Source organism: Streptomyces sp. NPDC085927 (assembly GCF_044540975.1).
Classification (GTDB): Bacteria; Actinomycetota; Actinomycetes; order Streptomycetales; family Streptomycetaceae; genus Streptomyces; species Streptomyces hirsutus.
Map to the genome: position 1 here is coordinate 481,650 of NZ_JBITSN010000003.1, position 22,629 is coordinate 504,278.

At 70.7% G+C, this 22,629-nt stretch carries 18 protein-coding genes and 1 tRNA gene; 6 read left to right on the forward strand and 13 right to left on the reverse strand.

Going from position 1 to position 22,629, the window contains the following annotated elements; genetic code table 11:
- Positions 1-119: 119 nt before the first annotated feature.
- Both ACIF80_RS11265 and ACIF80_RS11270 read right to left on the reverse strand, forming a co-directional pair.
- Complete coding sequence (locus ACIF80_RS11265; RefSeq protein ID WP_399802310.1) at positions 120-797, reverse strand: TetR family transcriptional regulator; 678 nt, start codon at positions 795-797, stop codon at positions 120-122.
- Positions 794-1,852 (reverse strand): acyl-CoA desaturase, encoded by a 1,059-nt coding sequence (locus ACIF80_RS11270; protein WP_399802313.1) that lies wholly within the window; start codon positions 1,850-1,852, stop codon positions 794-796. Before ACIF80_RS11270 ends, ACIF80_RS11265 begins: the two co-directional genes overlap by 4 nt.
- Before the next feature lie 293 nt (positions 1,853-2,145).
- On the opposite strand from ACIF80_RS11270, the gene ppc reads away from it, so the two are divergent.
- Positions 2,146-4,887 (forward strand): phosphoenolpyruvate carboxylase, encoded by a 2,742-nt coding sequence (gene ppc / locus ACIF80_RS11275; RefSeq protein WP_399802316.1) that lies wholly within the window; start codon positions 2,146-2,148, stop codon positions 4,885-4,887.
- 106 nt (positions 4,888-4,993) lie between these two features.
- Here ppc and ACIF80_RS11280 read toward each other — a convergent pair whose 3' ends face one another.
- From ACIF80_RS11280 to ACIF80_RS11310, 7 genes are all read right to left on the reverse strand, one after another.
- Positions 4,994-5,482 carry a hypothetical protein gene (locus tag ACIF80_RS11280; protein ID WP_399802318.1) on the reverse strand — a complete coding sequence of 163 codons (489 nt, stop codon included), beginning with the start codon at positions 5,480-5,482 and terminating at the stop codon, positions 4,994-4,996.
- 60 nt (positions 5,483-5,542) lie between these two features.
- Complete coding sequence (gene pth, locus ACIF80_RS11285) at positions 5,543-6,139, reverse strand: aminoacyl-tRNA hydrolase (RefSeq protein ID WP_399802320.1); 597 nt, start codon at positions 6,137-6,139, stop codon at positions 5,543-5,545.
- A 111-nt stretch (positions 6,140-6,250) separates the two neighbouring features.
- Positions 6,251-6,838: a 50S ribosomal protein L25/general stress protein Ctc gene (locus tag ACIF80_RS11290; RefSeq protein WP_399802322.1), complete on the reverse strand. Its 588-nt coding sequence runs from the start codon at positions 6,836-6,838 to the stop codon at positions 6,251-6,253.
- Between the two features lie 253 nt (positions 6,839-7,091).
- Complete coding sequence (locus tag ACIF80_RS11295; protein WP_364740966.1) at positions 7,092-8,072, reverse strand: ribose-phosphate diphosphokinase; 981 nt, start codon at positions 8,070-8,072, stop codon at positions 7,092-7,094.
- A gap of 144 nt (positions 8,073-8,216) precedes the next feature.
- The gene (gene glmU / locus ACIF80_RS11300) at positions 8,217-9,665 is read right to left on the reverse strand and encodes a bifunctional UDP-N-acetylglucosamine diphosphorylase/glucosamine-1-phosphate N-acetyltransferase GlmU (RefSeq protein WP_399802325.1); all 1,449 of its coding nucleotides are present in this window, start codon (positions 9,663-9,665) and stop codon (positions 8,217-8,219) included.
- 120 nt (positions 9,666-9,785) lie between these two features.
- A tRNA-Gln gene (locus ACIF80_RS11305) sits at positions 9,786-9,856 on the reverse strand.
- Positions 9,857-9,862: 6 nt separating this feature from the next.
- Positions 9,863-10,738, reverse strand: coding sequence for a hypothetical protein (locus ACIF80_RS11310; RefSeq protein ID WP_399802326.1), 876 nt, complete (start codon positions 10,736-10,738; stop codon positions 9,863-9,865).
- A gap of 167 nt (positions 10,739-10,905) precedes the next feature.
- On the opposite strand from ACIF80_RS11310, the gene ACIF80_RS11315 reads away from it, so the two are divergent.
- Positions 10,906-12,225: a sensor histidine kinase gene (locus ACIF80_RS11315; RefSeq protein WP_399802328.1), complete on the forward strand. Its 1,320-nt coding sequence runs from the start codon at positions 10,906-10,908 to the stop codon at positions 12,223-12,225.
- Positions 12,226-12,334: 109 nt separating this feature from the next.
- Here the strand turns inward: ACIF80_RS11315 and ACIF80_RS11320 are convergent, their stop codons facing one another.
- On the reverse strand, positions 12,335-12,868 hold the full coding sequence (locus ACIF80_RS11320; RefSeq protein ID WP_399802330.1) for an SUKH-3 domain-containing protein: 534 nt from the start codon (positions 12,866-12,868) through the stop codon (positions 12,335-12,337).
- Between the two features lie 159 nt (positions 12,869-13,027).
- Positions 13,028-13,546, reverse strand: a complete 519-nt coding sequence (locus ACIF80_RS11325; protein ID WP_399802333.1) for a YwqJ-related putative deaminase — start codon at positions 13,544-13,546, stop codon at positions 13,028-13,030.
- Between the two features lie 352 nt (positions 13,547-13,898).
- Between ACIF80_RS11325 and ACIF80_RS11330 the strand changes: the two genes are divergently transcribed.
- Together ACIF80_RS11330 and ACIF80_RS11335 are read left to right on the forward strand one after the other, a co-directional pair.
- Positions 13,899-14,885: an SMI1/KNR4 family protein gene (locus ACIF80_RS11330; RefSeq protein ID WP_399802335.1), complete on the forward strand. Its 987-nt coding sequence runs from the start codon at positions 13,899-13,901 to the stop codon at positions 14,883-14,885.
- Positions 14,886-14,894: 9 nt separating this feature from the next.
- Positions 14,895-17,399, forward strand: a complete 2,505-nt coding sequence (locus ACIF80_RS11335; RefSeq protein ID WP_399802337.1) for an SUKH-4 family immunity protein — start codon at positions 14,895-14,897, stop codon at positions 17,397-17,399.
- Between the two features lie 116 nt (positions 17,400-17,515).
- On the opposite strand, the gene ACIF80_RS11340 is transcribed toward ACIF80_RS11335, so the two are convergent.
- Positions 17,516-18,007: a GNAT family N-acetyltransferase gene (locus tag ACIF80_RS11340; RefSeq protein WP_399802338.1), complete on the reverse strand. Its 492-nt coding sequence runs from the start codon at positions 18,005-18,007 to the stop codon at positions 17,516-17,518.
- Between the two features lie 480 nt (positions 18,008-18,487).
- Here ACIF80_RS11340 and ACIF80_RS11345 point away from each other — a divergent pair, with 480 nt between their 5' ends.
- Positions 18,488-19,276 (forward strand): ABC transporter ATP-binding protein, encoded by a 789-nt coding sequence (locus ACIF80_RS11345; RefSeq protein ID WP_399802341.1) that lies wholly within the window; start codon positions 18,488-18,490, stop codon positions 19,274-19,276.
- Positions 19,273-21,852: an ABC transporter permease gene (locus ACIF80_RS11350; protein ID WP_399802343.1), complete on the forward strand. Its 2,580-nt coding sequence runs from the start codon at positions 19,273-19,275 to the stop codon at positions 21,850-21,852. Before ACIF80_RS11345 ends, ACIF80_RS11350 begins: the two co-directional genes overlap by 4 nt.
- A 153-nt stretch (positions 21,853-22,005) precedes the next feature.
- Here ACIF80_RS11350 and ACIF80_RS11355 read toward each other — a convergent pair whose 3' ends face one another.
- The gene (locus ACIF80_RS11355; RefSeq protein WP_399802346.1) at positions 22,006-22,620 is read right to left on the reverse strand and encodes a hypothetical protein; all 615 of its coding nucleotides are present in this window, start codon (positions 22,618-22,620) and stop codon (positions 22,006-22,008) included.
- Positions 22,621-22,629: the final 9 nt, after the last annotated feature.

The following is a 22,629-nucleotide window of genomic DNA, read 5'->3' on the forward strand; positions in this document are numbered from 1 at the left end:
TGATGCCACGCGGTCGGCTCACCGGCCCGTCGGTCCACCGGCCCGTCGGTCCACCGGCCCGTCGGCTCACCGGCCCGTCGGTCCACCGGCCCACCGGCCCGTCGTCCCGGTTCCTCCGGTCAGTTCTTCCGGTGTCCGATCAGCCGCGGCTTCTGCTCCAGGCCGTCCAGGCCGTGCCAAGCCAGGTTGACCAGGTGCGCGGCCACCTCCGCCTTCCGCGGCTTGCGGACGTCCAGCCACCACTGGCCGGTCAGCGCCACCATCCCGACCAGCGCCTGCGCGTACAGCGGAGCCAGCTTGGGATCGAACCCGCGGCTCTTGAACTCGCGGCCCAGGATGTCCTCCACCTGGGTGGCGATGTCCGAGATGAGGGAGGCGAAGGATCCCGTCGACTGGGGGATCGGGGAGTCACGGACCAGGATGCGGAACCCGTCCGTGTACTCCTCGATGTAGTCCAGCAGCGCGAACGCCGCCTGCTCGCACAGCTCCCGCGGATGACCCGCGGTCAGTGAACCCGTCACCATGTCCAGCAGACGCCGCATCTCGCGGTCCACCACCACCGCGTACAGGCCCTCCTTGCCGCCGAAGTGCTCGTACACCATCGGCTTGGAGACCCCGGCCTTCGCCGCGATCTCCTCCACCGACGTGCCCTCGAAGCCCTTCTCGGCGAACAAGGTGCGGCCGATCTCCAACAGCTGCTCACGGCGCTCCGCGCCGGTCATCCGGGTGCGGCGGGCGCGCCGCGGCTTGTCATTGCTCGAGGTGCTGCTGGAGTCGGTCGCCACGGCAACCATCATGCCGCTTCGGCCGCCTCCTGCCCGCGCAGGGAGCGGCCTTCCCCTGTTTCGCGGCGTGAATCGATACGCGAGCGTGACGGCCAGCGCACGTCGTACGCCCAGCCCAGCATCTCGAACCAGCGGATCAGACGGGCGCTCGAATCGATCTGCCCCCGCTCCACGCCGTGCCGCGCGGACGTCGGATCGGCGTGATGCAGGTTGTGCCAGGACTCGCCGCAGGACAGCACCGCCAGCCACCACACGTTGCCCGAACGGTCCCGCGACTTGAACGGCCGCTTGCCCACCGCATGGCAGATCGAGTTGATCGACCACGTCACATGGTGCAACAACGCCACCCGGACGAGTGACCCCCAGAAGAAGCCGGTGAACGCGCCCCACCAGGACATCGTCACCAGACCGCCGATCAGCGCCGGCAGCGCCAGCGACACCCCCGCCCACAGCACGAACTGGCGGGAAATCGCCCGCAGCGTCCGGTCCTTGATCAGATCCGGCGCGTACTTGTCCTGCGGAGTCTGCTCCTCGTCGAACATCCAGCCGAGATGAGCCCACCACAGGCCCTTCAGCAACGCCGGCAACGACTCCCCGTACCGCCACGGCGAATGCGGGTCGCCCTCGGCGTCCGAGAACTTGTGGTGCTTGCGGTGGTCCGCCACCCAGCGCACCAGCGGCCCCTCCACCGCCATCGAGCCCGCCACCGCCAGAGCGATCTTCAGCGGACGCTTCGCCTTGAACGAACCGTGCGTGAAGTGACGGTGGAAACCGATGGTGATGCCATGGCAGCCCAGGAAGTAGAAGGACACCAGCAGGCCGAGGTCCAGCCAGCTCACCCCCCAGCCCCAGGCCAGCGGCACCGCTGCCAGCACGGCCAGGAACGGGACGGTGATGAAGACCAGCAGCGCGATCTGCTCGATCGAACGCTTGCGCTCCCCGCCCAGCGTGGCGGAGGGGGCGGCTGCGGTGTCGGCGCCGGAGGGCACGGCTGCGGTGTCGGCGCCGGTGCCGGAGGGCGGCGGCTTCTTCGAGGCTTCGTCGATGACATCAGGACGTGAGGTCATGCGTGTCCCTTGTGGGGTATGAGGAGGGAGGGTGATGCCGGGCTCCCGGAACCGAGCGGCGTTTCCTACGGGACCGTAACCTACGGCATCGTAAGTATGGCAGTGCGCGGCCCGGCGGCAAGAGCCCACGAGCCTGTGCGTCCCGGCCGACACCTATCCTTGGAATTGGTCGGACAGCGCGGTCCGCTCTGATTACCTCCTTCCCGGATGCCCGGCCCGTATGCGGCGCCAGCCGCCCGGAGACGCCGTCCGGGCCCTCCAGACCAGCCTCCACACTGCAAGGAGCCGCACCTGTGAGCAGTGCCGACGACCAGACCGTGTCCACGGCGACCACGAGCAGCGAACTGCGGGCCGACATCCGCCGCCTGGGTGATCTCCTCGGAGAGACCCTCGTGCGCCAGGAAGGCCCCGAACTCCTCGACCTCGTCGAAAAGGTCCGCCGACTCACCCGCGAGGACGGCGAGGCCGCAGCCGAACTGCTGCGCGGCACCGAACTCGACACCGCCGCCAAACTGGTCCGCGCCTTCTCCACCTACTTCCACCTGGCGAACGTCACCGAACAGGTGCACCGCGGCCGTGAGCTGCGCACCCGCCGCGCCACCGAAGGCGGACTGCTCGCCCGCACCGCCGACCGCCTCAAGGACGCCGACCCCGAGCACCTGCGCGAAACCGTGCGGCACCTCAACGTCCGCCCGGTCTTCACCGCGCACCCCACCGAGGCCGCCCGCCGCTCCGTCCTCAACAAGCTGCGCCGCATCGCCGCCCTCCTCGACACCCCCGTCATCGAGAGCGACCGGCGCCGCCTCGACACCCGCCTCGCCGAGAACATCGACCTCGTCTGGCAGACCGACGAACTGCGCGTCGTACGCCCCGAACCCGCCGACGAGGCCCGCAACGCCATCTACTACCTCGACGAGCTGCACGCGGGCGCCGTCGGCGACGTCCTCGAGGACCTCACCGCCGAACTCGAACGCGTCGGCGTCACCCTCCCCGACGACACCCGCCCCCTCACCTTCGGCACCTGGATCGGCGGCGACCGCGACGGCAACCCCAACGTCACCCCCCAGGTCACCTGGGACGTCCTCATCCTCCAGCACGAACACGGCATCAACGACGCCCTGGAGATGATCGACGAACTCCGCGGATTCCTGTCCAACTCCATCCGCTACGCCGGCGCCACCGACGAACTCCTCGACTCCCTCAAGGCCGACCTCGGCAACCTCCCCGAGATCAGCCCGCGCTACAAGCGCCTCAACGCCGAGGAGCCCTACCGGCTCAAGGCCACCTGCATCCGGCAGAAGCTCGAGAACACCAAGCAGCGCCTCGCCCAGGACACCCCCCACCAGAGGGGCCGCGACTACCTCGGCACCGGCGAACTCCTCGCCGACCTGCGGATCGTCCAGACCTCGCTGCGCGAGCACCGCGGCGCCCTCTTCGCCGACGGCCGCCTCGCCCGCACCATCCGCACCCTCGCCGCCTTCGGCCTCCAGCTCGCCACCATGGACGTGCGCGAACACGCCGACGCCCACCACCACGCCCTCGGCCAGCTGTTCGACCGGCTCGGTGAGGAATCCTGGCGCTACACCGACATGCCCCGCGACTACCGCACCAAGCTCCTCGCCAAGGAACTCCGCTCGCGCCGGCCCCTCGCCCCCACCCCCGCACCCGTCGACGCGGCCGGCGAGAAGACCCTCGGCGTCTTCCAGACCGTCAAGCGGGCCCTGGAGATCTTCGGCCCCGAAGTCGTCGAGTCCTACATCATCTCCATGTGCCAGGGCGCCGACGACGTCTTCGCCGCCACCGTCCTCGCACGGGAGGCCGGGCTGATCGACCTGCACGCCGGCTGGGCGAAGATCGGCATCGTCCCGCTGCTGGAGACGACGGACGAACTGAAGGCCGCCGACACCATCCTCGAGGACATGCTCTCCGACCCGTCCTACCGGCGCCTCGTCGCGCTGAGGGGCGACGTCCAGGAAGTCATGCTCGGCTACTCCGACTCCTCCAAGTTCGGCGGCATCACCACCAGCCAGTGGGAGATCCACCGCGCCCAGCGCCGGCTGCGCGACGTCGCCCACCGCTACGGCGTACGCCTGCGCCTCTTCCACGGCCGCGGCGGCACCGTCGGCCGCGGCGGCGGCCCCACCCACGACGCCATCCTCGCCCAGCCCTGGGGCACGCTCGAGGGCGAGATCAAGGTCACCGAACAGGGCGAGGTCATCTCCGACAAGTACCTCATCCCCGCCCTGGCCAGGGAAAACCTCGAACTCTCCGTCGCCGCCACCCTCCAGGCGTCCGCCCTGCACACCGCGCCCCGCCAGTCCGACGAGGCCCTGGCCCGCTGGGACGCCGCCATGGACGTCGTCTCCGACGCCGCCCACGACGCCTACCGCCGGCTCGTCGAGGACCCCGACCTCCCCGCCTACTTCTTCGCCTCCACCCCCGTCGACCAGCTCGCCGACCTGCACCTCGGCTCCCGCCCCTCCCGCAGGCCCGACTCCGGCGCCGGCCTCGACGGACTGCGCGCCATCCCCTGGGTGTTCGGCTGGACCCAGTCCCGCCAGATCGTCCCCGGCTGGTACGGCGTCGGCTCCGGCCTCAAGGCCCTGCGCGAGAGCGGCCTCGACACCGTGCTCGACGAGATGCACGAACAGTGGCACTTCTTCCGCAACTTCATCTCCAACGTCGAGATGACCCTCGCCAAGACCGACCTCAGGATCGCCCAGCACTACGTCGACACCCTCGTCCCCGACGAGCTCAAGCACGTCTTCGACGCGATCAGGGCCGAGCACGAGCTCACCGTCGCCGAAGTGCTCCGCGTCACCGGTGAGAGCGAACTCCTGGACGCCGACCCGGTCCTCAAGCAGACCTTCACCATCCGCGACGCCTACCTCGACCCCATCTCCTACCTCCAGGTCGCCCTGCTCAAGCGCCAGCGCGACGCCGCCACCGCCGGCGACCAGCCCGACCCGCTGCTCGCCCGGGCCCTCCTCCTCACCGTCAACGGCGTCGCGGCGGGCCTGCGCAACACCGGCTGACCCCGAAGCCGCCCACGACGAAGGGTGCCCCCGAGCCGTACTCCGGCCCGGGGGCACCCTTCGTCGTTCCGCAGCCCCTGCGCACCACAACCGTGGGGATCCGGCCTCACGCCACCAGGAACGCCGCCGTCACCAGCGCCACCCCCGACAACCCCATCACCCACGCCGCCCGCGTCCGCAGCAACCCGCCCGCCACCACCACCGACGCCAGCATCAACGCCCCGCCCAGCGGCACCCACGCGTAGAGAACCCCGGCGGGACCGGAACGGACCGCCTCGGTCCCGCCCGGCTTCATGACGACGGTGTACGTCCGCCCCTTCGCCACGGCCGCGTTGTTCTCCAGCACGACCTCGGCCCGCGGCTGCGACCCGGGCGACACCGGCGTGTACACCCCCGTACAGGTCCGCTCACCGCAGGACTCCACCGCCACCGCGCCCTGCTCCCGCCCCTTCGTCAGCATCGCGTACTGCGCCGTGCCCCACGACGCCCACACACCCGCGATCAGGATCAGCACGGTGACCGCGCCCATCACCGCGAACCGGCCGAAGCGCAGAGCGGTGGACGAACCCCGGGAGGACGAGACGGCTGAAGGCATGGCCGAGATCTTTGGCCATGCCCTTGCGGTCGGTCAACTCCGTGAGGAATCCGCCCCCACTCAGGAGTTGTACGTCCCCTGCGCCCGCTCCAGACCGTCGAGCACCAGACACTCCACCGCGTCCGCCGCCCGGTCCACGAAATAACCCAGCTCCTTGCGCTCCGCCGACGAGAAGTCCCGCAGCACGTAGTCCGCCACCTGCATCCGCCCCGGCGGCCGCCCGATCCCGAACCGCACCCGGTGATAGTCCGGACCGAACGCCTTCGTCATCGACTTCAGCCCGTTGTGGCCGTTGTCCCCGCCCCCCAGCTTCAGCCGCAGCGTCCCGTAGTCGATGTCCAGCTCGTCATGGACCGCCACCACATGCGCCACCGGCACCTTGTAGAACTCCCGCAGCGCGTTCACCGGCCCGCCCGACAGATTCATGAACGACGTCGGCTTCGCCAGAATCACCCGCCGGCCGGCCGGACCCGGCGGACCGATCCGCCCCTCCACCACCTGCGCCTGCGCCTTCCCGGCCCGCTTGAACCGGCCCGAGATCCGCTCCGCCAGCAGGTCCGCCACCATGAACCCCACGTTGTGCCGGTTCCCGGCGTACTCCGGCCCCGGATTGCCCAGCCCCACGATCAGCCAGACAGCCGCCGCATCGGTCGTCACGTCCCTGTCTCCTTCGTCCACGTCCGCGTCCCGTACTCGTCCCCACACGCACGTCGGCCGCTGCCCCCGCACGGGAGCAGCGGCCGACGCGTAGGAAGACTACGAGAAGGATCAGGCCTGGGCGGCCTCGTCCTCGTCACCCTCCGCGGCCTCCTCGGCCTGCGCGGCCAGCACCTGCAGCACCACGGTGTCCTCGTCCACCGCCAGCTTCGCACCGGCCGGCAGCTCCAGGTCCTTGGCGAGAATCGTGGCGCCGGCCGACAGGCCCTGCACCGAGACGGTCACGCCGTCCGGGATGTTCGTCGCCTCGGCCTCGATCGGCAGCGTCGGAATGACGTGCTCCAGCAGGTTGCCGCCCGGAGCCAGCTCACCTTCGGCGGTCACGTGGATCTCGACGGTGACCCGCTCGCCCCGCTTCACCATCAGCAGGTCGACGTGCTCCAGGAAGCCCTTGATCGCGTCACGCTGCACGGCCTTCGGGATCGCCAGCTGGCTGCCCTCACCGTCGATGGCCAGATCGATCAGCACGTTCGGCGTACGCAGCGCCAGCAGCAGCTCGTGGCCCGGCAGGGTCAGGTGCAGCGGCTCGAGACCGTGCTCGTACACCACGCCCGGAACCTTGCCCTCGCGACGGATACGACGCGCCGCGCCCTTGCCGAACTCACGCCGCGTCTCCGCGTGAATCTTCACCTCGGACATGCTCACCACTCCTCGAAGTCAGAAACCGTTGGGGATACCCCCCGCTCCGTGGAGCTTGGGGAAAGTCACCCGGCCACGAACGGCCTGCTACGAAGAGCGCGTCGATTACGGACCGCCGTACTCCACCTCTCGCGAAGCGGTACGGCCTCCCTCGCCGAGCAACTGGGGCAGTCTACTCGGACAGGGAGGCCGTACCCAAAACGATCAGCCGGGACGCAGGGGAATCCGGAGCAGAACCCTTACTGCACGACCCTTACTGCTCGTCGAACAGGCTCGTCACCGAACCGTCCTCGAACACCTCACGCACCGCACTCGCGATCGTCGGCGCGATCGACAGCACCGTGAGCTTGTCCAGATCGGCACTCAGCTCACCCGGAGTCGGCAGCGTGTCCGTGAACACGAACTCACTCACCCGCGAGTTCTTCAGCCGGTCCGCCGCCGGACCCGACAGCACACCGTGCGTCGCCGTCACGATCACGTCCTCCGCACCGTGCGCGAACAACGCGTCCGCCGCGGCGCAGATCGTGCCACCCGTGTCGATCATGTCGTCGACCAGGACGCACACCCGGCCCTTGACCTCACCGACCACCTCGTGGACCGTGACCTGGTTCGCCACGTCCTTGTCCCGCCGCTTGTGCACGATCGCCAGCGGCGCACCCAGCCGGTCGCACCAGCGGTCCGCCACCCGCACACGGCCCGCGTCCGGCGACACCACCGTCAGCTTCTCCCGGTCCACCTTCGCGCCCACGTAGTCCGCCAGCAGCGGCAGCGCGAACAGGTGATCCACCGGACCGTCGAAGAAACCCTGGATCTGGTCCGTGTGCAGATCCACCGTCAGCACCCGGGTCGCACCCGCGGTCTTCATCAGATCCGCGATCAGGCGCGCCGAGATCGGTTCACGCCCGCGGTGCTTCTTGTCCTGCCGCGCGTAACCGTAGAACGGCACGATGACGGTGATCGACCTCGCCGACGCGCGCTTCAACGCGTCGATCATGATCAGCTGTTCCATGATCCACTTGTTGATCGGAGCCGTGTGGCTCTGGATCAGGAAACAGTCGGCACCACGGGCCGACTCCTCGTACCGCACATAGATCTCGCCATTGGCGAAGTCGAAGGCCTTAGTCGGAACGACCCCGACACCCAGCTGGCTGGCGACCTCCTCGGCAAGCTCGGGGTGGGCCCGGCCGGAGAAGAACATCATCTTCTTCTGGCCGGTCGTCTTGATCCCGGTCACAGCACTATCTCCTCAGAGGTGTCGCAGAAACTCGCGGCTCGAAGGCGAGAGACCTCTCAGACGGCACGCGAGAAGCCATCTCACCTGATGGGGTGCGGATGTGCATTTATCACGATACGACGACTCCGGCGCACCGCTTTCCGGTCAACCCTCCTCGGCCGACCCCCGGACAGCCTCCTCCGCGGCCTTCGCGGCAGCACTCCCCGGACGCTTACGAGCCACCCAGCCCTCGATATTCCGCTGCTGGCCACGGGCCACAGCCAACGAACCGGGCGGCACATCCTTCGTGATCACAGAACCCGCAGCGGTGTACGCACCGTCCCCGACCGTGACGGGCGCCACAAACATGTTGTCCGAACCGGTCCGGCAGTGCGAGCCGACCGTCGTGTGATGTTTGTCCTGCCCGTCGTAATTCACGAACACACTCGCCGCACCGATGTTCGAGAACTCGCCGATCGTCGCATCCCCCACATACGACAGATGCGGAACCTTCGTCCCCTCACCGATCGACGCGTTCTTCGTCTCCACATACGTACCGATCTTGCCCTTGCGCCCGAGCCGCGTCCCCGGACGCAGATACGCGAACGGCCCGACGGAAGCCTCCGCACCGACCTCCGCACCCGACGCCACCGTGTTGTCCACCCGCGCACCGGCACCCACCCGGGTATCCGTCAACCGAGAGTTCGGACCCACCTCACACCCCTCCGCAAGGTGCGTCGACCCGTGCAACTGCGTCCCCGGATGCACCACCACGTCCTGCTCGAACGTCACCGAAACGTCCACCCACGTCGTAGCGGGGTCGATGACAGTGACCCCCGAGAGCATCGCGGCGGTCAGCAGCCGGTCGTTGAGAATCCGCCGAGCCTGGGACAACTGCACCCGGTTGTTGATCCCCGCGATCTCCCGGTGATCCCCCGCCACCGACGCACCCACCCGGTGCCCCGCCTCACGCAGAATCCCCAGGACGTCCGTCAGGTACTCCTCGCCCTGACTGTTGTCCGTCCGCACCCTCTTCAACGCGTCCGCCAGCAACGCCCCGTCGAACGCGAACACACCCGAATTGATCTCCCGGACCGCCCGCTGCTCCTCGGTCGCGTCCTTGTGCTCCACGATCGCGGTGACGGCTCCGGACGCCTCGTCGCGCACGATCCGCCCGTACCCCGTCGCGTCCGGCACCTCGGCCGTCAGCACCGTCACCGCGTTCCCGTCGGCGGAATGCGTGGCCGAAAGGTGCCGCAGCGTCTCACCGGTCAGCAGCGGGGTGTCACCACAGACCACGATCACGGTCCCGTCCACGGAACCGCCCAGCTCCTCCAGCCCCATCCGCACCGCGTGCCCGGTGCCGTTCTGCTCCGCCTGCACCGCGGTACGGGCCCCCGGGGCGATGCCGGCGAGATGCGCGGTCACCTGCTCGCGGGCGTGCCCCACGACGACGACCAGGTTCTCCGGCTCCAGCTCGCCGGAGGCGGCCAGCACATGACCCACCAGGGAACGGCCACAGATGTCGTGCAGGACCTTCGGGGTGGCCGACTTCATACGGGTGCCCTCACCCGCTGCGAGAACGACGACGGCTGCCGGGCGATTGGCGCTCACAAGGATGCCCTTCGGCTGTAAGGGGGAGGGGACATCCGCAGGATACCGGGGTGGTCGTGGGGGGACATGAGTGCGGGCCCTGACCGGGGGTTTGGCCGGTCAGGGCCCGCACTCAACAGGCTCCCGGGGGAGGACTCGAACCCCCATAAGTGACACCAAAAGACACCGTCTTGCCCTTAGACGACCCGGGATAGTCCTTATGTCCGGTTCGATGGATCACCCGGAAGGACAGCTCCTACTATGCCGTACCACCAGCCCTCGACGCGACGGTACAGGTCAGCTCCGTTCCTGACGTCGACGCGAAGGCATCCGCGGTAGTTGTTGTCGATGTTCTTCCGATTGGTGCGCGGGTTGTGCTTCTTGAGGGTGGTCTTCATGAGGCCGGCGGCGTCGATGCCCACGTGGTGGGCCCAGAACTTCTCGGCGGTCGCCACATCGGCGTTCTCGTGGATGTGTAGCGCGAATCTGAGGCTCACTGGATCTACGTCGAGCAGGTCGAGCCACGCCAGGAAGACCGTGATCATGTCCGGGTCGCTATTGACGAAGGTGATGCGCTCTCGGCGGCTGTAGGGCTTGCTCTTCGAGCCTTCGGCCCAGTAAAGGCCCACGCCGATCATGAAGAGCTCGCGGTCGGTCAGCGTGCCCACCTCGCTCATGGCCCGCTGTTTGGTGCGCTGGCGATCCTCCTCTCGCAGTCGAAGCGTGGCTTCCCGGCCTCGCTTTGCGATCGCCGATGCCTCCTCGCGGGTTCGTGGCCGGCGCTCCGGTTTCGGCAGGTCCCTGACCCACAGCGAGATCGAGCTCTTGGAGCAGCCCAGCTCCACCTGGATCCGGTCGTACGTCCAGCCCTGGAGTCGGAGTTCTCTCGCCTTCTCGCGCCGGTCGTCCTTCGCGTTCGGGCGCTTCGTCCATTCCGGCGGCGGCTCACCCTGCAGGAGGCGGTTGAGGATGTCGTTGTTGTCGACGTGGAGCCGGTCGCGGATCTGGCGTCGGCTCAGCCCCGCCCGCCGCAGCGCCACCGCCTGGTCCCTCAGTGCTTCGAAGTCGGCGTATTTGCCGGGTGCATGTGTCACCTGCATACCGTCCGGCCGGAATGCGGGCTTCCGGGGTCGAACGGTGTGCGGTTCGGCAGTTCGAGGGATTTCGGGCCGTACCGCATCCGAACGGTCACGGATTGTGGTGGGGGTCAGTCGGGGAAAGTCCCCGGAAAACCGGCACGGGGCGCCCGTAGGGTGGAGGCATGACCACGACGGGGGAAGACCATGTGACGGCCCGGGGAGGGCCATGGTGGTGGGGCAGGCGGCGCAGTGCCGTGCTGGATGTGGGCCTTGCGGCGGTGTCCGCGCTGGAGTGCGGGCTGGAGGGGATCCCGTTCGCGCGGGACGCGGGGATTCCGGTGGCCGCGGGTGTGGTGTTCGGGTTGCTGGCGGGGTCGGTGCTGCTGGTGCGGCGGCACTGGCCGATCGCCGTGGTGCTGGTGGTGATCGCCATCACGCCGGCCCAGATGGGTTTCCTGATGGGTCTGGTGGGTCTGTACACGCTGGCGGCGTCGGAGTTGCCGCGCCGGATCATCGCGTCGCTCGCCGGGATGTCGCTGGTGGGGACCTTCATCGTGACGTTGGTGCGGGTGCGGCAGGACATGGTGCGGGGGGAGCTGGACCTGGGGGACTGGTTCATTCCGTTCGCGTCGGTCACGACGTCGTTGGGGCTCACCGCGCCGCCGGTGCTGCTGGGGCTGTATGTGGGGGCGCGGCGGCGGTTGATGGAGAGTCTGCGGGAGCGGGCGGACAGTCTGGAGCGGGAGCTTCAGTTGCTGGCCGAGCGGGCCGAGGAGCGGGCCGAGTGGGCGCGCAACGAGGAGCGGACCCGGATCGCGCGGGAGATGCATGACGTGGTCGCGCATCGGGTGAGTCTGATGGTGGTGCACGCGGCGGCGTTGCAGGCGGTGGCGCGGAAGGATCCGGAGAAGGCGGTGAAGAACGCCGCGCTGGTGGGGGACATGGGCCGGCAGGCGTTGACGGAGTTGCGGGAGATGCTCGGGGTGCTGCGGTCCGGCGGGAACGGGGCGGGGCGGAGTGCGGGGGCGTCGGTGCCGTTGGCGGCGGTGGGTGCGGCGGCCGCCGCGGCGGCGTCGCGGGCGGTGGACGAGGCTCGGCGGGCCGGGGGTGAGGGGCCGAGTCTGTCGGAGATCGATGAGCTGGTGGGGCAGTCGGCGGCCGCGGGGATGGTGGTGGCTCTGTCGGTGGAGGGGGAGGGCCGGCCGTACGCGGGGGAGGTGGAGGCGACGGCGTACCGGGTGGTGCAGGAGGCGCTGACGAATGTGCACAAGCACGCGCCGGGGGCGAAGGCGTATGTGCGGCTGGCGCATCGGGTGTCGGAGATCGCGATGCAGGTGGAGAACGAGCCGCCGCCGGAGGCCGGGGCGTCGGCGCGGTTGCCGTCGGGTGGGAACGGCTTGGTGGGGATGAAGGAGCGGGTGTCGGCGCTGGGCGGGGTGTTCGTGTCGGGGCCGACGGATGCGGGGGGTTTCCGGGTGTCGGCGGTGATTCCGGCGTCGTAGGCCCGTCGGGGGCAGGGACGCGGGCAGGGTGGCGGGTAGGCGGCCGGAGGGCGCGGGGTCCGGTGGCGCTTGGTGCTTGGTGCCCGGTCTGCGGTCGGCCGGTGTGCGGTCAGCCTGTGGTGAGGCGGGAGGGTTCGGTGCCGGTGATGAGGGCGGTGAGGCCCTGGTCGATGTGGTGGCCGAGGTACCAGTCGCCGGTGTGGTCGAGGGCGTAGACGCGGCCTTCGGTGTCGATGGCGACGAGGGTGTGGGTCTCGGGGTCGGTGCCGAGGGGGCAGACCTCGGTGCCGAGTGTGCGACCGAGGTCGCCGAGGGTGCGGGCCATGTGGAGGCCGTGGAGGGGGTCGAGGTGGAGGGTGGCGGGGGCGAGTTGGCGGCCGGGGGTGGTGGGGGTGATGTGGAGTCCGCCGAATTCGGCCCAGGCCTCGACGGCGGCGGGGAAGACGCTGTGGCGGTGTCCCGCGGGTGAGGCGTGGTCGCGCAGGGTGTCGGCCCAGACTTCGGCCTGTTTGATGTCCCAGCGTCCCGGTTGCCAGCCGGCGGTGCGCAGGGCGGTGGCGACGGGGGCGGGGAAGCGGTGCGAGGTTCCCCCTGGCTCGGGTGGGGCCGGGTGGCTGGGGGAGGGGGTGCGGTCGGTGCGCATGTGCCGTTCGTTCGTCGTGGTGCGGCCGGTGGTGGGTGAGGGGGTGGCCTGCCGGGTGGTGGTCGAGGGGTGGGTGGGTGTGGGTCAGGGGTTGGTACGGGCGGGGCGGACGGAATCACTCACCGGGTCGGGCGTCCGGGGTCGTTTGGGTCGTCCGGGTCATCCGGGGTCGACGATGCGGACGCCGAAGTGGGCGGCGAGGGCGGTGCAGGCGCGGCAGGGTGCGGCGTAGGTGCCGTGGAGGGGGTCGCCGTCCTCGCGGATGTGACGGGCGGTGAGTTTGGCATGTTTGAGCGCTTTGCGTGCTTCGCCGTTGGTCATGGGTTTGCGTGCGGCGCGTTTGCTGCGTGCGGCGTCGGCGGCGGTGAGGTGCCGGGAGATGAGGATCGTCTCGGCGCAGCGGCCGGTGAAGCGGTCGCGTTGGCCGCTGGTGAGGGTGTCGAGGAGGTCCTGGACGAGGGGGTGCAGGCCGGGGGGTGTGTCGCCGCGGGCGGCGGTGCCGGTGAGGGTGGCGCCGCGGATGGAGAGGGCGGCGGCGATGGTGGGCAGGATGCCGTCGCGGCGGTGATGGAGGAGGGGGGTGCGGGCGGCGTCGGTGCTGCTCCAGTCGATGCGGGGGTCGCCGGTGCGGGGGTCGGCGGCGTGCCCTGCCGGTGCCCCTGTTTGAGTCATGTTCATGATCGCATTCCCCTCCTGTGCATCCCCCGGAAGGTCACAGAGTGCCAAATGGCGTGGCTGATGGGGAAGCTGGGGCGGGGCGACACGCCCAGGTTTGGGCGTGCTGTCACGGGAGGGTGACGTTTGGTCACGGAACCGGACGGGTGAGCCGCCGGTGCCCGGTGACCGGTGACGCCGTACCGCATAGGCTGTTGGTGTCGCGATTCCTGCGGTGATCCGTGCGGACGACGTGCGGGGCGCCGGGGGATGGCGGCGGTAAGCAGTCGAAACAGACGTGACAGTCGAATACGTTCCGTAACGACACGATGGTGGTCGGTGCGGGTCGTACAGAGTGCCGCAGGGGGCAACCGCCATGACGACAGGTCGGCTCGGGCAGAGAGCCGTGCCGCCGAATGCGGCCTATTCCGGGCAGGTCGTGCACTTCCCGGATCCGGTACGGGCGGCCCGTCACCCGAGAGGGGTACGGGTGGACGAGCGCGGTTACCCCGATTTCTCGCCGTACGCGCGTGCGTCGGCGGAGATCGCGGAGCCGCCGGAGGGATTCGGTGTCGACGAACTGCGGCTGACGGACTACGTGTCGGCGAACGCGGCGCTCGCGGCGACCGGTCATGAGCTGTGGGACACGGTGCCGGCGGTGGCGACGCCGCACGGCTGGACGTGGCATCACGTGGTGGCGTCGCGGCGGCTGGAGCTGGTGCCGGTCGAGGTGAAGGCGCTGCTGCGGCACCACGGTGGTGTGGTGACGTCGGGCGTGGACCAGGAGAAGCGGGGCACGCGGCCGCTGCAGGAGACGCGCCCGGCGCATTTCCGGCTGCCGAAGTCGGGGCTCGCGGTGACCGAGGCCCAGGTGCTGAGCGTCGAGGAGGACCTCGGCTACCGGCTGCCCGGCGCGTACCGGTCGTTCCTGAAGGCGGCGGGCGGTTGCGCGCCGGTGGGTACGGCGCTGGACGCCGAGCTGGGCCTGCTGGTCGACCAGCCGTTCTTCACGGTGCGGGACGAGGCCGCGGTCAACGACCTGGTGTACGTCAACAAGTGTCTGCGTGATCACCTCACCAAGGACTATCTGGGCGTCGGTTTCGTCCAGGGCGGTCTGCTGGCGGTGAAGGTGCGGGGCGACCGGACGGGTTCGGTGTGGTTCTGCTCCTACGACGACGCGCGGGACGTGGATCCGTCGTGGTCGCCGGCGGAGCGGGTGGAGCGGCTGCTGCTGCCGTGCGGGGACGACTTCGACGCGTTCCTGGCCCGGCTGGCGGGGTCGCCGCCGGAGCTGGAGACGGTGGCGAATCTGATGGTGGACGGCGGCTTCGCGCAGGTCGTTCCGGTTGCTGCGGGGGAGTGAGGTCCGGCGATGGTGACGTTCGCGCAGGCGCAGGAGCGTGCGGAGGAGTGGGTCAACGGGGATGTGCCGTCGTATCAGCACCGTGAGGTGCGGGTACGGGAGTTCGGCCTCGGCTTCGTGGTGTGGGCGGAGGACCGCGCGGACGGGCCCCGTTCGGACGGCGGCGCGCAGCGGCTGGTGATCGCCCGGGACAGTGGCGAGGCGACGCTGTGGCCCGCCCTGGCGGTGGGCGAGGTGATCCGCCGGTACGAGGAGGAGTACGCCCGTACGGACGCGGCGGCCGAACCGGCGCCGGCGGCTCCGGCGCGGGTGGATCTGAATCAGACGTCGTTCCTGCTGAGTCCGCCGGAATGGTTGCAGGAGGCGGCGGACCGGCTGGGGATTCCGGACCGGAGGGGAGAGACGTCGGGCGGTTCGGCGAGTACGCCCGGCGCGGCCAGTGCGGCGGGTGCGTCCAGTGCGGCTGGTGGGTCCGGTGCGGGTGGTTCCGGGGTCCCGGTGCCGGGTGCGCCGGTGGCGCCCGGGAGTGGTACTTCCTGGCCCGCCGCCGGGGGCGGCACCCCGGCGGGGCCCGGCGCGGGTGCTCCGGGTGAACCGGCCGGGGCGACACCGTGGGCCGGTACGGACACGAACGCCGACGCCGGCGAGGACGGTTCGGTGCCGCTTCCGGTCACCGTTTTCGCTCCTCCGCTGAGCCAGTCCGACGACGACACGCCGCCGCCGCCGCCGACGACGTCGGCTTCGAACGCCCCGACCGCACTGATGTCGGGGGGCAGCCGGCTGCCGCCGAGGGCGCTGACGCCGGCGTTCCCGGACGCGGAGGCGCAGTCCCCGCCGCGCGCGCCGGAGACCCCGGCGGCGCCGAGCGCCGCGGACATCGCCGACGCCGCGACCAGCAAGGCGGCTCCGCCGCGCCGTCCCTCGGGTCCGACGACGCCGCCTCCGCCGGGTGCTCCGGGCACGCCGGGCGTGCGGCCGGGGGGTACGCCTCCGCCTCCGTCGTCGCCTCCTTCGGGTCCCGGTGCGCAGGGTGCTCCGGCGGGCGGGTACGTACCGACGCAGATGGTGTCCGCCCCGGGGTCCAACGGCCTCGGCGGTTTCAACAACCCGGCAGGCCCGGGGGGTTCGACGGGCGGCCCGCCGCCCGGTGCCCCGACGCCTCCGCCCGCGCCGGGTACGCCGCCCGGCGGTGTCCATCACGCGATGACGATGTTCGCCGACCCCGGCCGGCCGGGTGCCGGCGCGCCCCAGCCTCCGGGCCCGCCCGGTGCTCCGGGCGCCCCCGGTGTCCCTGGCGCTCCGGGCGCTCCGGGCGTCCCGGGGGGTGGGCGGGGCACCGTGCATCACGCGGAGACCGTGCTGTCGGGCCCCGCGGTCGGTGGGCCCGGTGTGCCTCCGCCGCCGGCTCCCGGTGGCCCGGGTGTGCCTCCGCCTCCTTTGCCGCCCGGAATGCCCGGCGGGATGCCGGGTGCGGTGCCGCCGGGTGTGCCCGGACCCGGCCGGCCGCCGGCGTACGGCTATCCGCCGCAGCCGGTCGGGCAGCCGACGGTCGGCCCCGGTTACCAGGCCGTGCTGCGCTACCGCGCGCAGGACGGTTCCGAGCAGCAGCTGATCCGGCGTTCGGCGCCGGGCACGCCGCATCCGGAGTGGCAGATCTTCCACGAGCTGCGGGCGATGAACGTGCCGCCGGACCAGGTGCTGGAGCTGCACACGGAGTTGGAGTCGTGCGAGCTTCCGGGTGCGTACTGCGCGCGGATGATCCGGGAGCAGTGGCCGCAGGCGCGGATCACGAACATCGCGCCGTACGGCACCGATCAGGCGAGCCGCCAGCAGGGCATGCAGCAGCTGCTCGTTCACCAGGGCGAGTTGCATCAGGTGGCGGACGGGCCTGCCCGGCCGGCGCCGGTGCGCGTGCCGTTGACGCCGGTGCAGCCGGCGCCGCCGGTTCCGCCGGAGGTCATCGGGCAGGAGCTGGCGGGGGCGTTCGGGACGGGGGTGTTCCGGTTCGAGCAGCAGGCGGTGTCCCGGCAGGGTGTGCCGCCGGTCGTGGCGCACACGCTGGTGGCCGCCGGGCTGCCGCTGGACATGGGCCCGTTCTTCTGGGCGCAGGCCCAGCCGGGCCGTCCGGTGCCGACGCTGGCGGAGCTGGCTGCGGAGCGGGGTGTGCAGCCGGCCTCGGACGCGGGCTCGTACCTCGTCATGGGCAGCGACTTCGGCAAGGCGGTCTGTGTGCAGTACGGCACGGCGAACATCGTCGCGGTGCCGGTGGAGGCGGGGCCGGGCGGTGCGCCCGTACCGCCGCAGTTCGTGAACACGGGGCTGCCGGAGTTCGCCCGCTGCCTGGCGTTGCTGGGGCGGATGTGGCGGCTGCGGTTCGGGCTGAACCAGGAGCAGGCGGGCCGCTGGACCGTCGACTTCCAGATGCAGCTGGCGGCGCTGGATCCCGCGGCGCTCGGTTCGCCGGAGAGCTGGTGGTCGGTGCTGCTGGAGCAGATGTGGGACGGACTGCTCTGAGCATTCGCCGCTGCCGCGGACGCTGCCGCGGACGCCGTGCAGAGGTGAGGAGCCGGGCCCGGTCGGACAGGTGTGTCCCGGCCGGGCCCGGTCGCGTGTCGGGGGTTGACGCGGTGTCAGGGTGTGAGGCGGCGTATGTAGCTCGCCCCCGGGCGGTTGTCGACGGTGGTGTTCGCCACGTGGGTGAAGGCGTTGCGGGTGAGCACGGTCGTCGAGGCCGGGTTGTCCAGGGTGGTGACCGCGGTGAGGGCGGTGAGGGAGTAGAGGGTCCCGGCCAGGCGGCAGGCTTCCGCGACGGCTGCCGTGGCCACGCCCCGGCCTGCCGACCGTTCCCCCACGCGGTAGCCGAGTTCCGCCGCGCCCTCCGCCGCATCGATCAGGTTCACCCGGCCGGCGAGGTTCCCGTTCTGGTCCAGGACGACATGGAAGTGGCAGACGCCCGCCTCCTGTTCGGCCAGGAGGGACGCGTGGCGGGCGGCGAAACCGGCCGGTGTGAAGTACGCGTCCCCCCGGTCCGGTACCGATCGGGCGAAGTACGCGCGGTTGTCGCGTTCGAAGGCCAGCAGTGCGGGCGCGTGCTCGGCGCGGAGGCGTTCCAGGGTCACCATGGCCGAAGGGTAGGGAGCGCCCGCCCCCTGGGCACCGGGATTTTTCACGGGTGTGGGGAGCGGGCCGTCCTGCCTGCCCCGGCTGCGGCAACAGGCCCCGCACTTGACCCTCACGCGGCGGGAAGGTGGAAGCTGACCGGGACCTCAGGACGAGGCGACCCCGAGAAACAGTCCGCCTGACGGTGGAGAGCCCTTAGGGGTACCTCCGTATTACGGCTCGGGGAGGGGTCGTACTGGCGGAGGACGAGACGGGGCGGGGTTGGTCCTTAACCTGGCTTTACGCCGCTGGGGGGTGGCGGAACACACCATCGGGGGTGGGGTTTTCCCCAGGAGAAGACTGCGCCGGGCACCAGGGCGCCCGGCCTTCCCCGCCGCCAGACTGAATCACGTCGAACGACCACGCACGAGACGGCCGCCGGGCACGAGGACGGTCGCGCGGGCACCGCTTTCCCACCTGCTGACCGACATAGGAGACTTACCGTGACATCGGCTGTGACCATTCCCAAGCACGGAGGAACTGGTGGGCGTACGGCCGTTGCCGCGCGGGCGCGGCAGGTCGTGAAGGCGTACGGGTCCGGTGAGACCCGCGTCGTCGCCCTGGACCATGTCGACGTGGACATCGCCCGCGGCCGGTTCACCGCGATCATGGGCCCGTCGGGGTCCGGCAAGTCCACGCTGATGCACTGCCTGGCCGGGCTCGACACCGTCACCAGCGGGCAGATCCACCTGGACGAGACCGAGATCACCGGGCTGAAGGACAAGAAGCTCACGCGGCTGCGCCGGGACCGGATCGGGTTCATCTTCCAGGCGTTCAACCTGCTGCCGACGCTCAACGCGATCGAGAACATCACGCTTCCCATGGACATCGCCGGCCGCAAGCCGGACCAGCCGTGGCTGGACCGGGTGGTGGAGACCGTGGGGCTCGCCGAGCGGCTGAAGCACCGGCCCACCCAGCTCTCCGGCGGGCAGCAGCAGCGGGTGGCGGTGGCGCGGGCGCTGGCGGCCCGGCCGGAGATCATCTTCGGTGACGAGCCGACCGGAAACCTCGACTCGCGCGCGGGTGCCGAGGTCCTCGGCTTCCTGCGCCGCTCGGTCGACGACCTGGGTCAGACCATCGTGATGGTCACGCACGACCCGGTCGCCGCCTCCTACGCGGACCGGGTGCTGTACCTCGCCGACGGCCGCATCGTCGACGAGATGCACCAGCCGACGGCCGAGCAGGTCCTGGACCGCATGAAGGACTTCGACGCTCGGGGGCGTACGTCATGACCGTCCTGAAGACCTCGATGCGCAACTTCTTCGCGCACAAGGGGCGGATGGCGCTGTCGGCGGTGGCGGTGCTGCTGTCGGTGGCGTTCGTGTGCGGCACGCTCGTGTTCACGGACACGATGTCCACGACGTTCGACAAGCTGTTCGCGGCCACCGCGTCGGACGTCACGGTCAGCGCCAAGGACGCCTCCGACGGCGGCGAGACGACCTCCGACAACGGCAGGCCGCCGGTCATACCGGCCTCCGTGCTCGCCGAGGTGCGGGACGTGGACGGGGTGAAGTCGGCGGAGGGGGCGCTGCACTCCACCTCGCTGACCGTCGTCGACGCCGACAAGGAGAGCCTCTCGCCCACCAGCGGCGGGCCGACCATCGTCGGCAACTGGACCGCCAACGACGCCCGCACCATGAAGATCACCTCCGGTGCGGAGCCCCAGGGCCCCGGCCAGATCCTCGTCGACGCCGACACCGCCGACAAGCACGGCCTGAAGCTCGGTGACGAGATCGGCGTGATCAGCGTGGTCGGCACGCACACCGCGAAGGTCTCCGGCATCGCCGACTTCACCGTCACCAACCCCGGTGCCGCGATCTTCTTCCTGGACACGAAGACCGCCCAGCAGGCACTGATCGGTGAGAGCGGCGTCTTCACCAACGTCAACGCCACGGCCGCCGACGGCGTCAGCGACGCACAGCTGAAGAAGAACGTCGCGGCCGCTCTGGGCAGCGACTACAAGGTGCTGACCGCGCAGGAGAGCGCGGAGGCCGGCCAGAAGGACGTCGAGGGCTTCATGAGCGTCATGAAGTACGCGATGCTCGGCTTCGCCGGGATCGCGTTCCTCGTCGGCATCTTCCTGATCATCAACACGTTCTCCATGCTGGTCGCCCAGCGCACCCGGGAGATCGGCCTGATGCGGGCCATCGGCTCCTCCCGCAAGCAGGTCAACCGCTCGGTGCTGATCGAGGCGCTGCTCCTCGGCGTCGTCGGTTCGGTGCTCGGGGTGGCCGCGGGTGTGGGGCTCGCGGTCGGGCTGATGAAGCTCATGGGCTCGATCGGCATGGAGCTGTCCACGGACGACCTCACGGTCGCCTGGACGACCCCGGCGACCGGACTGCTCCTCGGCGTCGTCGTCACCGTCCTGGCCGCCTACCTGCCCGCGCGGCGGGCCGGGAAGATCTCCCCGATGGCCGCACTGCGCGACGCGGGTGCCCCCGCGGACGCCCGGGCCGGCTGGATCCGGGGTGGCATCGGCACGCTCCTGACCGCGGTCGGCGCGGGCGCGCTGTACCTCGCCGCGGCGGCGGACAAGGCCACGGAGGGCTCGATGTGGCTGGGCCTGGGTGTGGTGCTGTCGCTGATCGGGTTCGTGCTCATCGGCCCGCTGCTCGCGAGCGGTGTGGTCCGGGTCCTGGGCGTCGTCGTGCTGCGGGTCTTCGGTCCCGTGGGGCGGATGGCCGAGCGCAACGCGCTGCGCAACCCGCGCCGCACCGGCGCCACCGGTGCCGCGCTGATGATCGGGCTGGCCCTGGTGGCGTGCCTGTCGGTGGTCGGCTCGTCCATGGTGGCCTCCGCCACCGACGAGCTCGACAAGACGGTGGGCACGGACTTCATCATCCAGTCCGACAGCGGCCAGCTGCTCACTCCGCAGGCGGTGAAGGCGGTCCAGGACACCCCGGAGCTGGAGCGCGTCACCGAGTACAAGTGGACCGAGGCGGACTTCACCACGCCCGACGGCACAACGCTCGAGGACACGGCGATCACCGCGGCCGACCCGACGTACGCCACCGACCTGCGGGTCGAGACGGTGGAGGGGAAGCTCTCCGACGCCTACCGGCCCGACTCGATGTCCGTCCACGAGAAGTTCGCCGAGGACCACGGCATCGGCCTCGGCTCGACGGTCGACGTCGCGTTCAAGGACGGGTCGGCCGGCAGGCTGACCGTCCGGGCGATCACCAGCAGTGACGCCGTGGTCGACGCGGGCGCGATGTACACGTCGATCGACACCCTCGCGAAGTACGTCCCGGCCGACCGGATGCCGCTGGACATGCTGCTCTTCGCCACGGCGAAGGAGGGCCAGCAGGACGCCGCGTACACGGCGCTGAAGGACTCGCTGCACGACTACCCGCAGTACACCGTGCGCGACCAGACCGACTACAAGGAAGCGCTCAAGGACCAGATCGGCCAGCTGCTGAACATGATCTACGGCCTGCTGGCCCTGGCGATCGTCGTCGCGGTCCTGGGTGTGGTGAACACCCTGGCCCTGTCGGTGGTCGAGCGGACGAGGGAGATCGGCCTGATGCGGGCCATCGGCCTCTCGCGCCGCCAGCTGCGCCGCATGATCCGCCTGGAGTCGGTCGTCATCGCCCTCTTCGGTGCCCTGCTGGGCCTGGGGCTCGGCATGGGCTGGGGCGCCACCGCCCAGCAGCTCCTCGCACTGGAGGGTCTGAAGGTCCTCGAGATCCCGTGGCCGACGATCATCGGTGTGTTCATCAGCTCGGCGTTCGTGGGGCTGTTCGCGGCACTGGTCCCGGCGTTCCGGGCGGGCCGGATGAACGTCCTGAACGCGATCGCCACGGAATAGCCGCGGCTCCGGGTGGCCGGCGGTGACTTCGCGCGGCCACCCGGTGAAGCGGCCGCGACCGGCCACCGCACACGGGGGTTGCGGGGGACCGCCCGGCACCGGGAAGCCCAGGAGGGCCACCGGCGCCGGGCGGCTTCATGCGTGCGGGTGCCTTCAGGGCACCGGCCGGGCCGGAGCGTTCGCCGTGCACGCCTCGTGCGCGGTGGCCGGCCCGTCCGTGCCGGCGGGAAACCAAACGGGGTTGAACATCTCCCGTACGAAGATCAGCGGCCTGCCCGCGTGGCACATCACGTACGTCTTGGACGCGCAGGTCCGGTCCGGTGCCTCGGGCCAGGCGACGCGGCCGATATGGAGCAGGCGCCGCTCCAGCCGGCGGCCCCGGCCGGCCAGCGCGTACCCCAGGGGCTGCGGGGCCGGCATCACCGCGTCCACGTCGGCGTCGAGGCCGGCCGCGGCGACCACGACGTTGGCGGAGACGGGCACCCCGGCGGGGGTGACCAGCCGGGTCCGGCGCAGCAGGCACGGCCGGCCCGCCTCCAGACCCAGTGCGGTCCGGGGGCCGGGGTCCTCGAGGGCGTGCGCGGACAGCCGGGCGGTGTGGGTGATCCGGACGTGCAGGGGGGCCTTCGCCGCCGCTTCGAGGAGGACGGTCGTCAGGCCGTCGCTCGCCAGGAGCATGCGCGTGCGGGAGGAGGTGAACCCGGTGATGCGCCGGTCGAGTCCGGGCACGGGGCCGGGGGGCGGAGCGCAGGGAGGGACTGTGGTCATCTGATGCGG

What these genes read in the sequence shown, in the direction of transcription:
- ACIF80_RS11265 (WP_399802310.1), bottom strand. Translation starts at nt 797, where the DNA reads ATGATGGTTGCCGTGGCGACCGACTCCAGCAGCACCTCGAGCAATGAC.
- ACIF80_RS11270 (WP_399802313.1), bottom strand. Translation starts at nt 1,852, where the DNA reads ATGACCTCACGTCCTGATGTCATCGACGAAGCCTCGAAGAAGCCGCCG.
- ACIF80_RS11280 (WP_399802318.1), bottom strand. Translation starts at nt 5,482, where the DNA reads ATGCCTTCAGCCGTCTCGTCCTCCCGGGGTTCGTCCACCGCTCTGCGC.
- ACIF80_RS11290 (WP_399802322.1), bottom strand. Translation starts at nt 6,838, where the DNA reads ATGTCCGAGGTGAAGATTCACGCGGAGACGCGGCGTGAGTTCGGCAAG.
- ACIF80_RS11315 (WP_399802328.1), top strand. Translation starts at nt 10,906, where the DNA reads ATGACCACGACGGGGGAAGACCATGTGACGGCCCGGGGAGGGCCATGG.
- ACIF80_RS11320 (WP_399802330.1), bottom strand. Translation starts at nt 12,868, where the DNA reads ATGCGCACCGACCGCACCCCCTCCCCCAGCCACCCGGCCCCACCCGAG.
- ACIF80_RS11325 (WP_399802333.1), bottom strand. Translation starts at nt 13,546, where the DNA reads ATGAACATGACTCAAACAGGGGCACCGGCAGGGCACGCCGCCGACCCC.
- ACIF80_RS11330 (WP_399802335.1), top strand. Translation starts at nt 13,899, where the DNA reads ATGACGACAGGTCGGCTCGGGCAGAGAGCCGTGCCGCCGAATGCGGCC.
- ACIF80_RS11335 (WP_399802337.1), top strand. Translation starts at nt 14,895, where the DNA reads ATGGTGACGTTCGCGCAGGCGCAGGAGCGTGCGGAGGAGTGGGTCAAC.
- ACIF80_RS11340 (WP_399802338.1), bottom strand. Translation starts at nt 18,007, where the DNA reads ATGGTGACCCTGGAACGCCTCCGCGCCGAGCACGCGCCCGCACTGCTG.
- ACIF80_RS11350 (WP_399802343.1), top strand. Translation starts at nt 19,273, where the DNA reads ATGACCGTCCTGAAGACCTCGATGCGCAACTTCTTCGCGCACAAGGGG.
- ACIF80_RS11355 (WP_399802346.1), bottom strand. Translation starts at nt 22,620, where the DNA reads ATGACCACAGTCCCTCCCTGCGCTCCGCCCCCCGGCCCCGTGCCCGGA.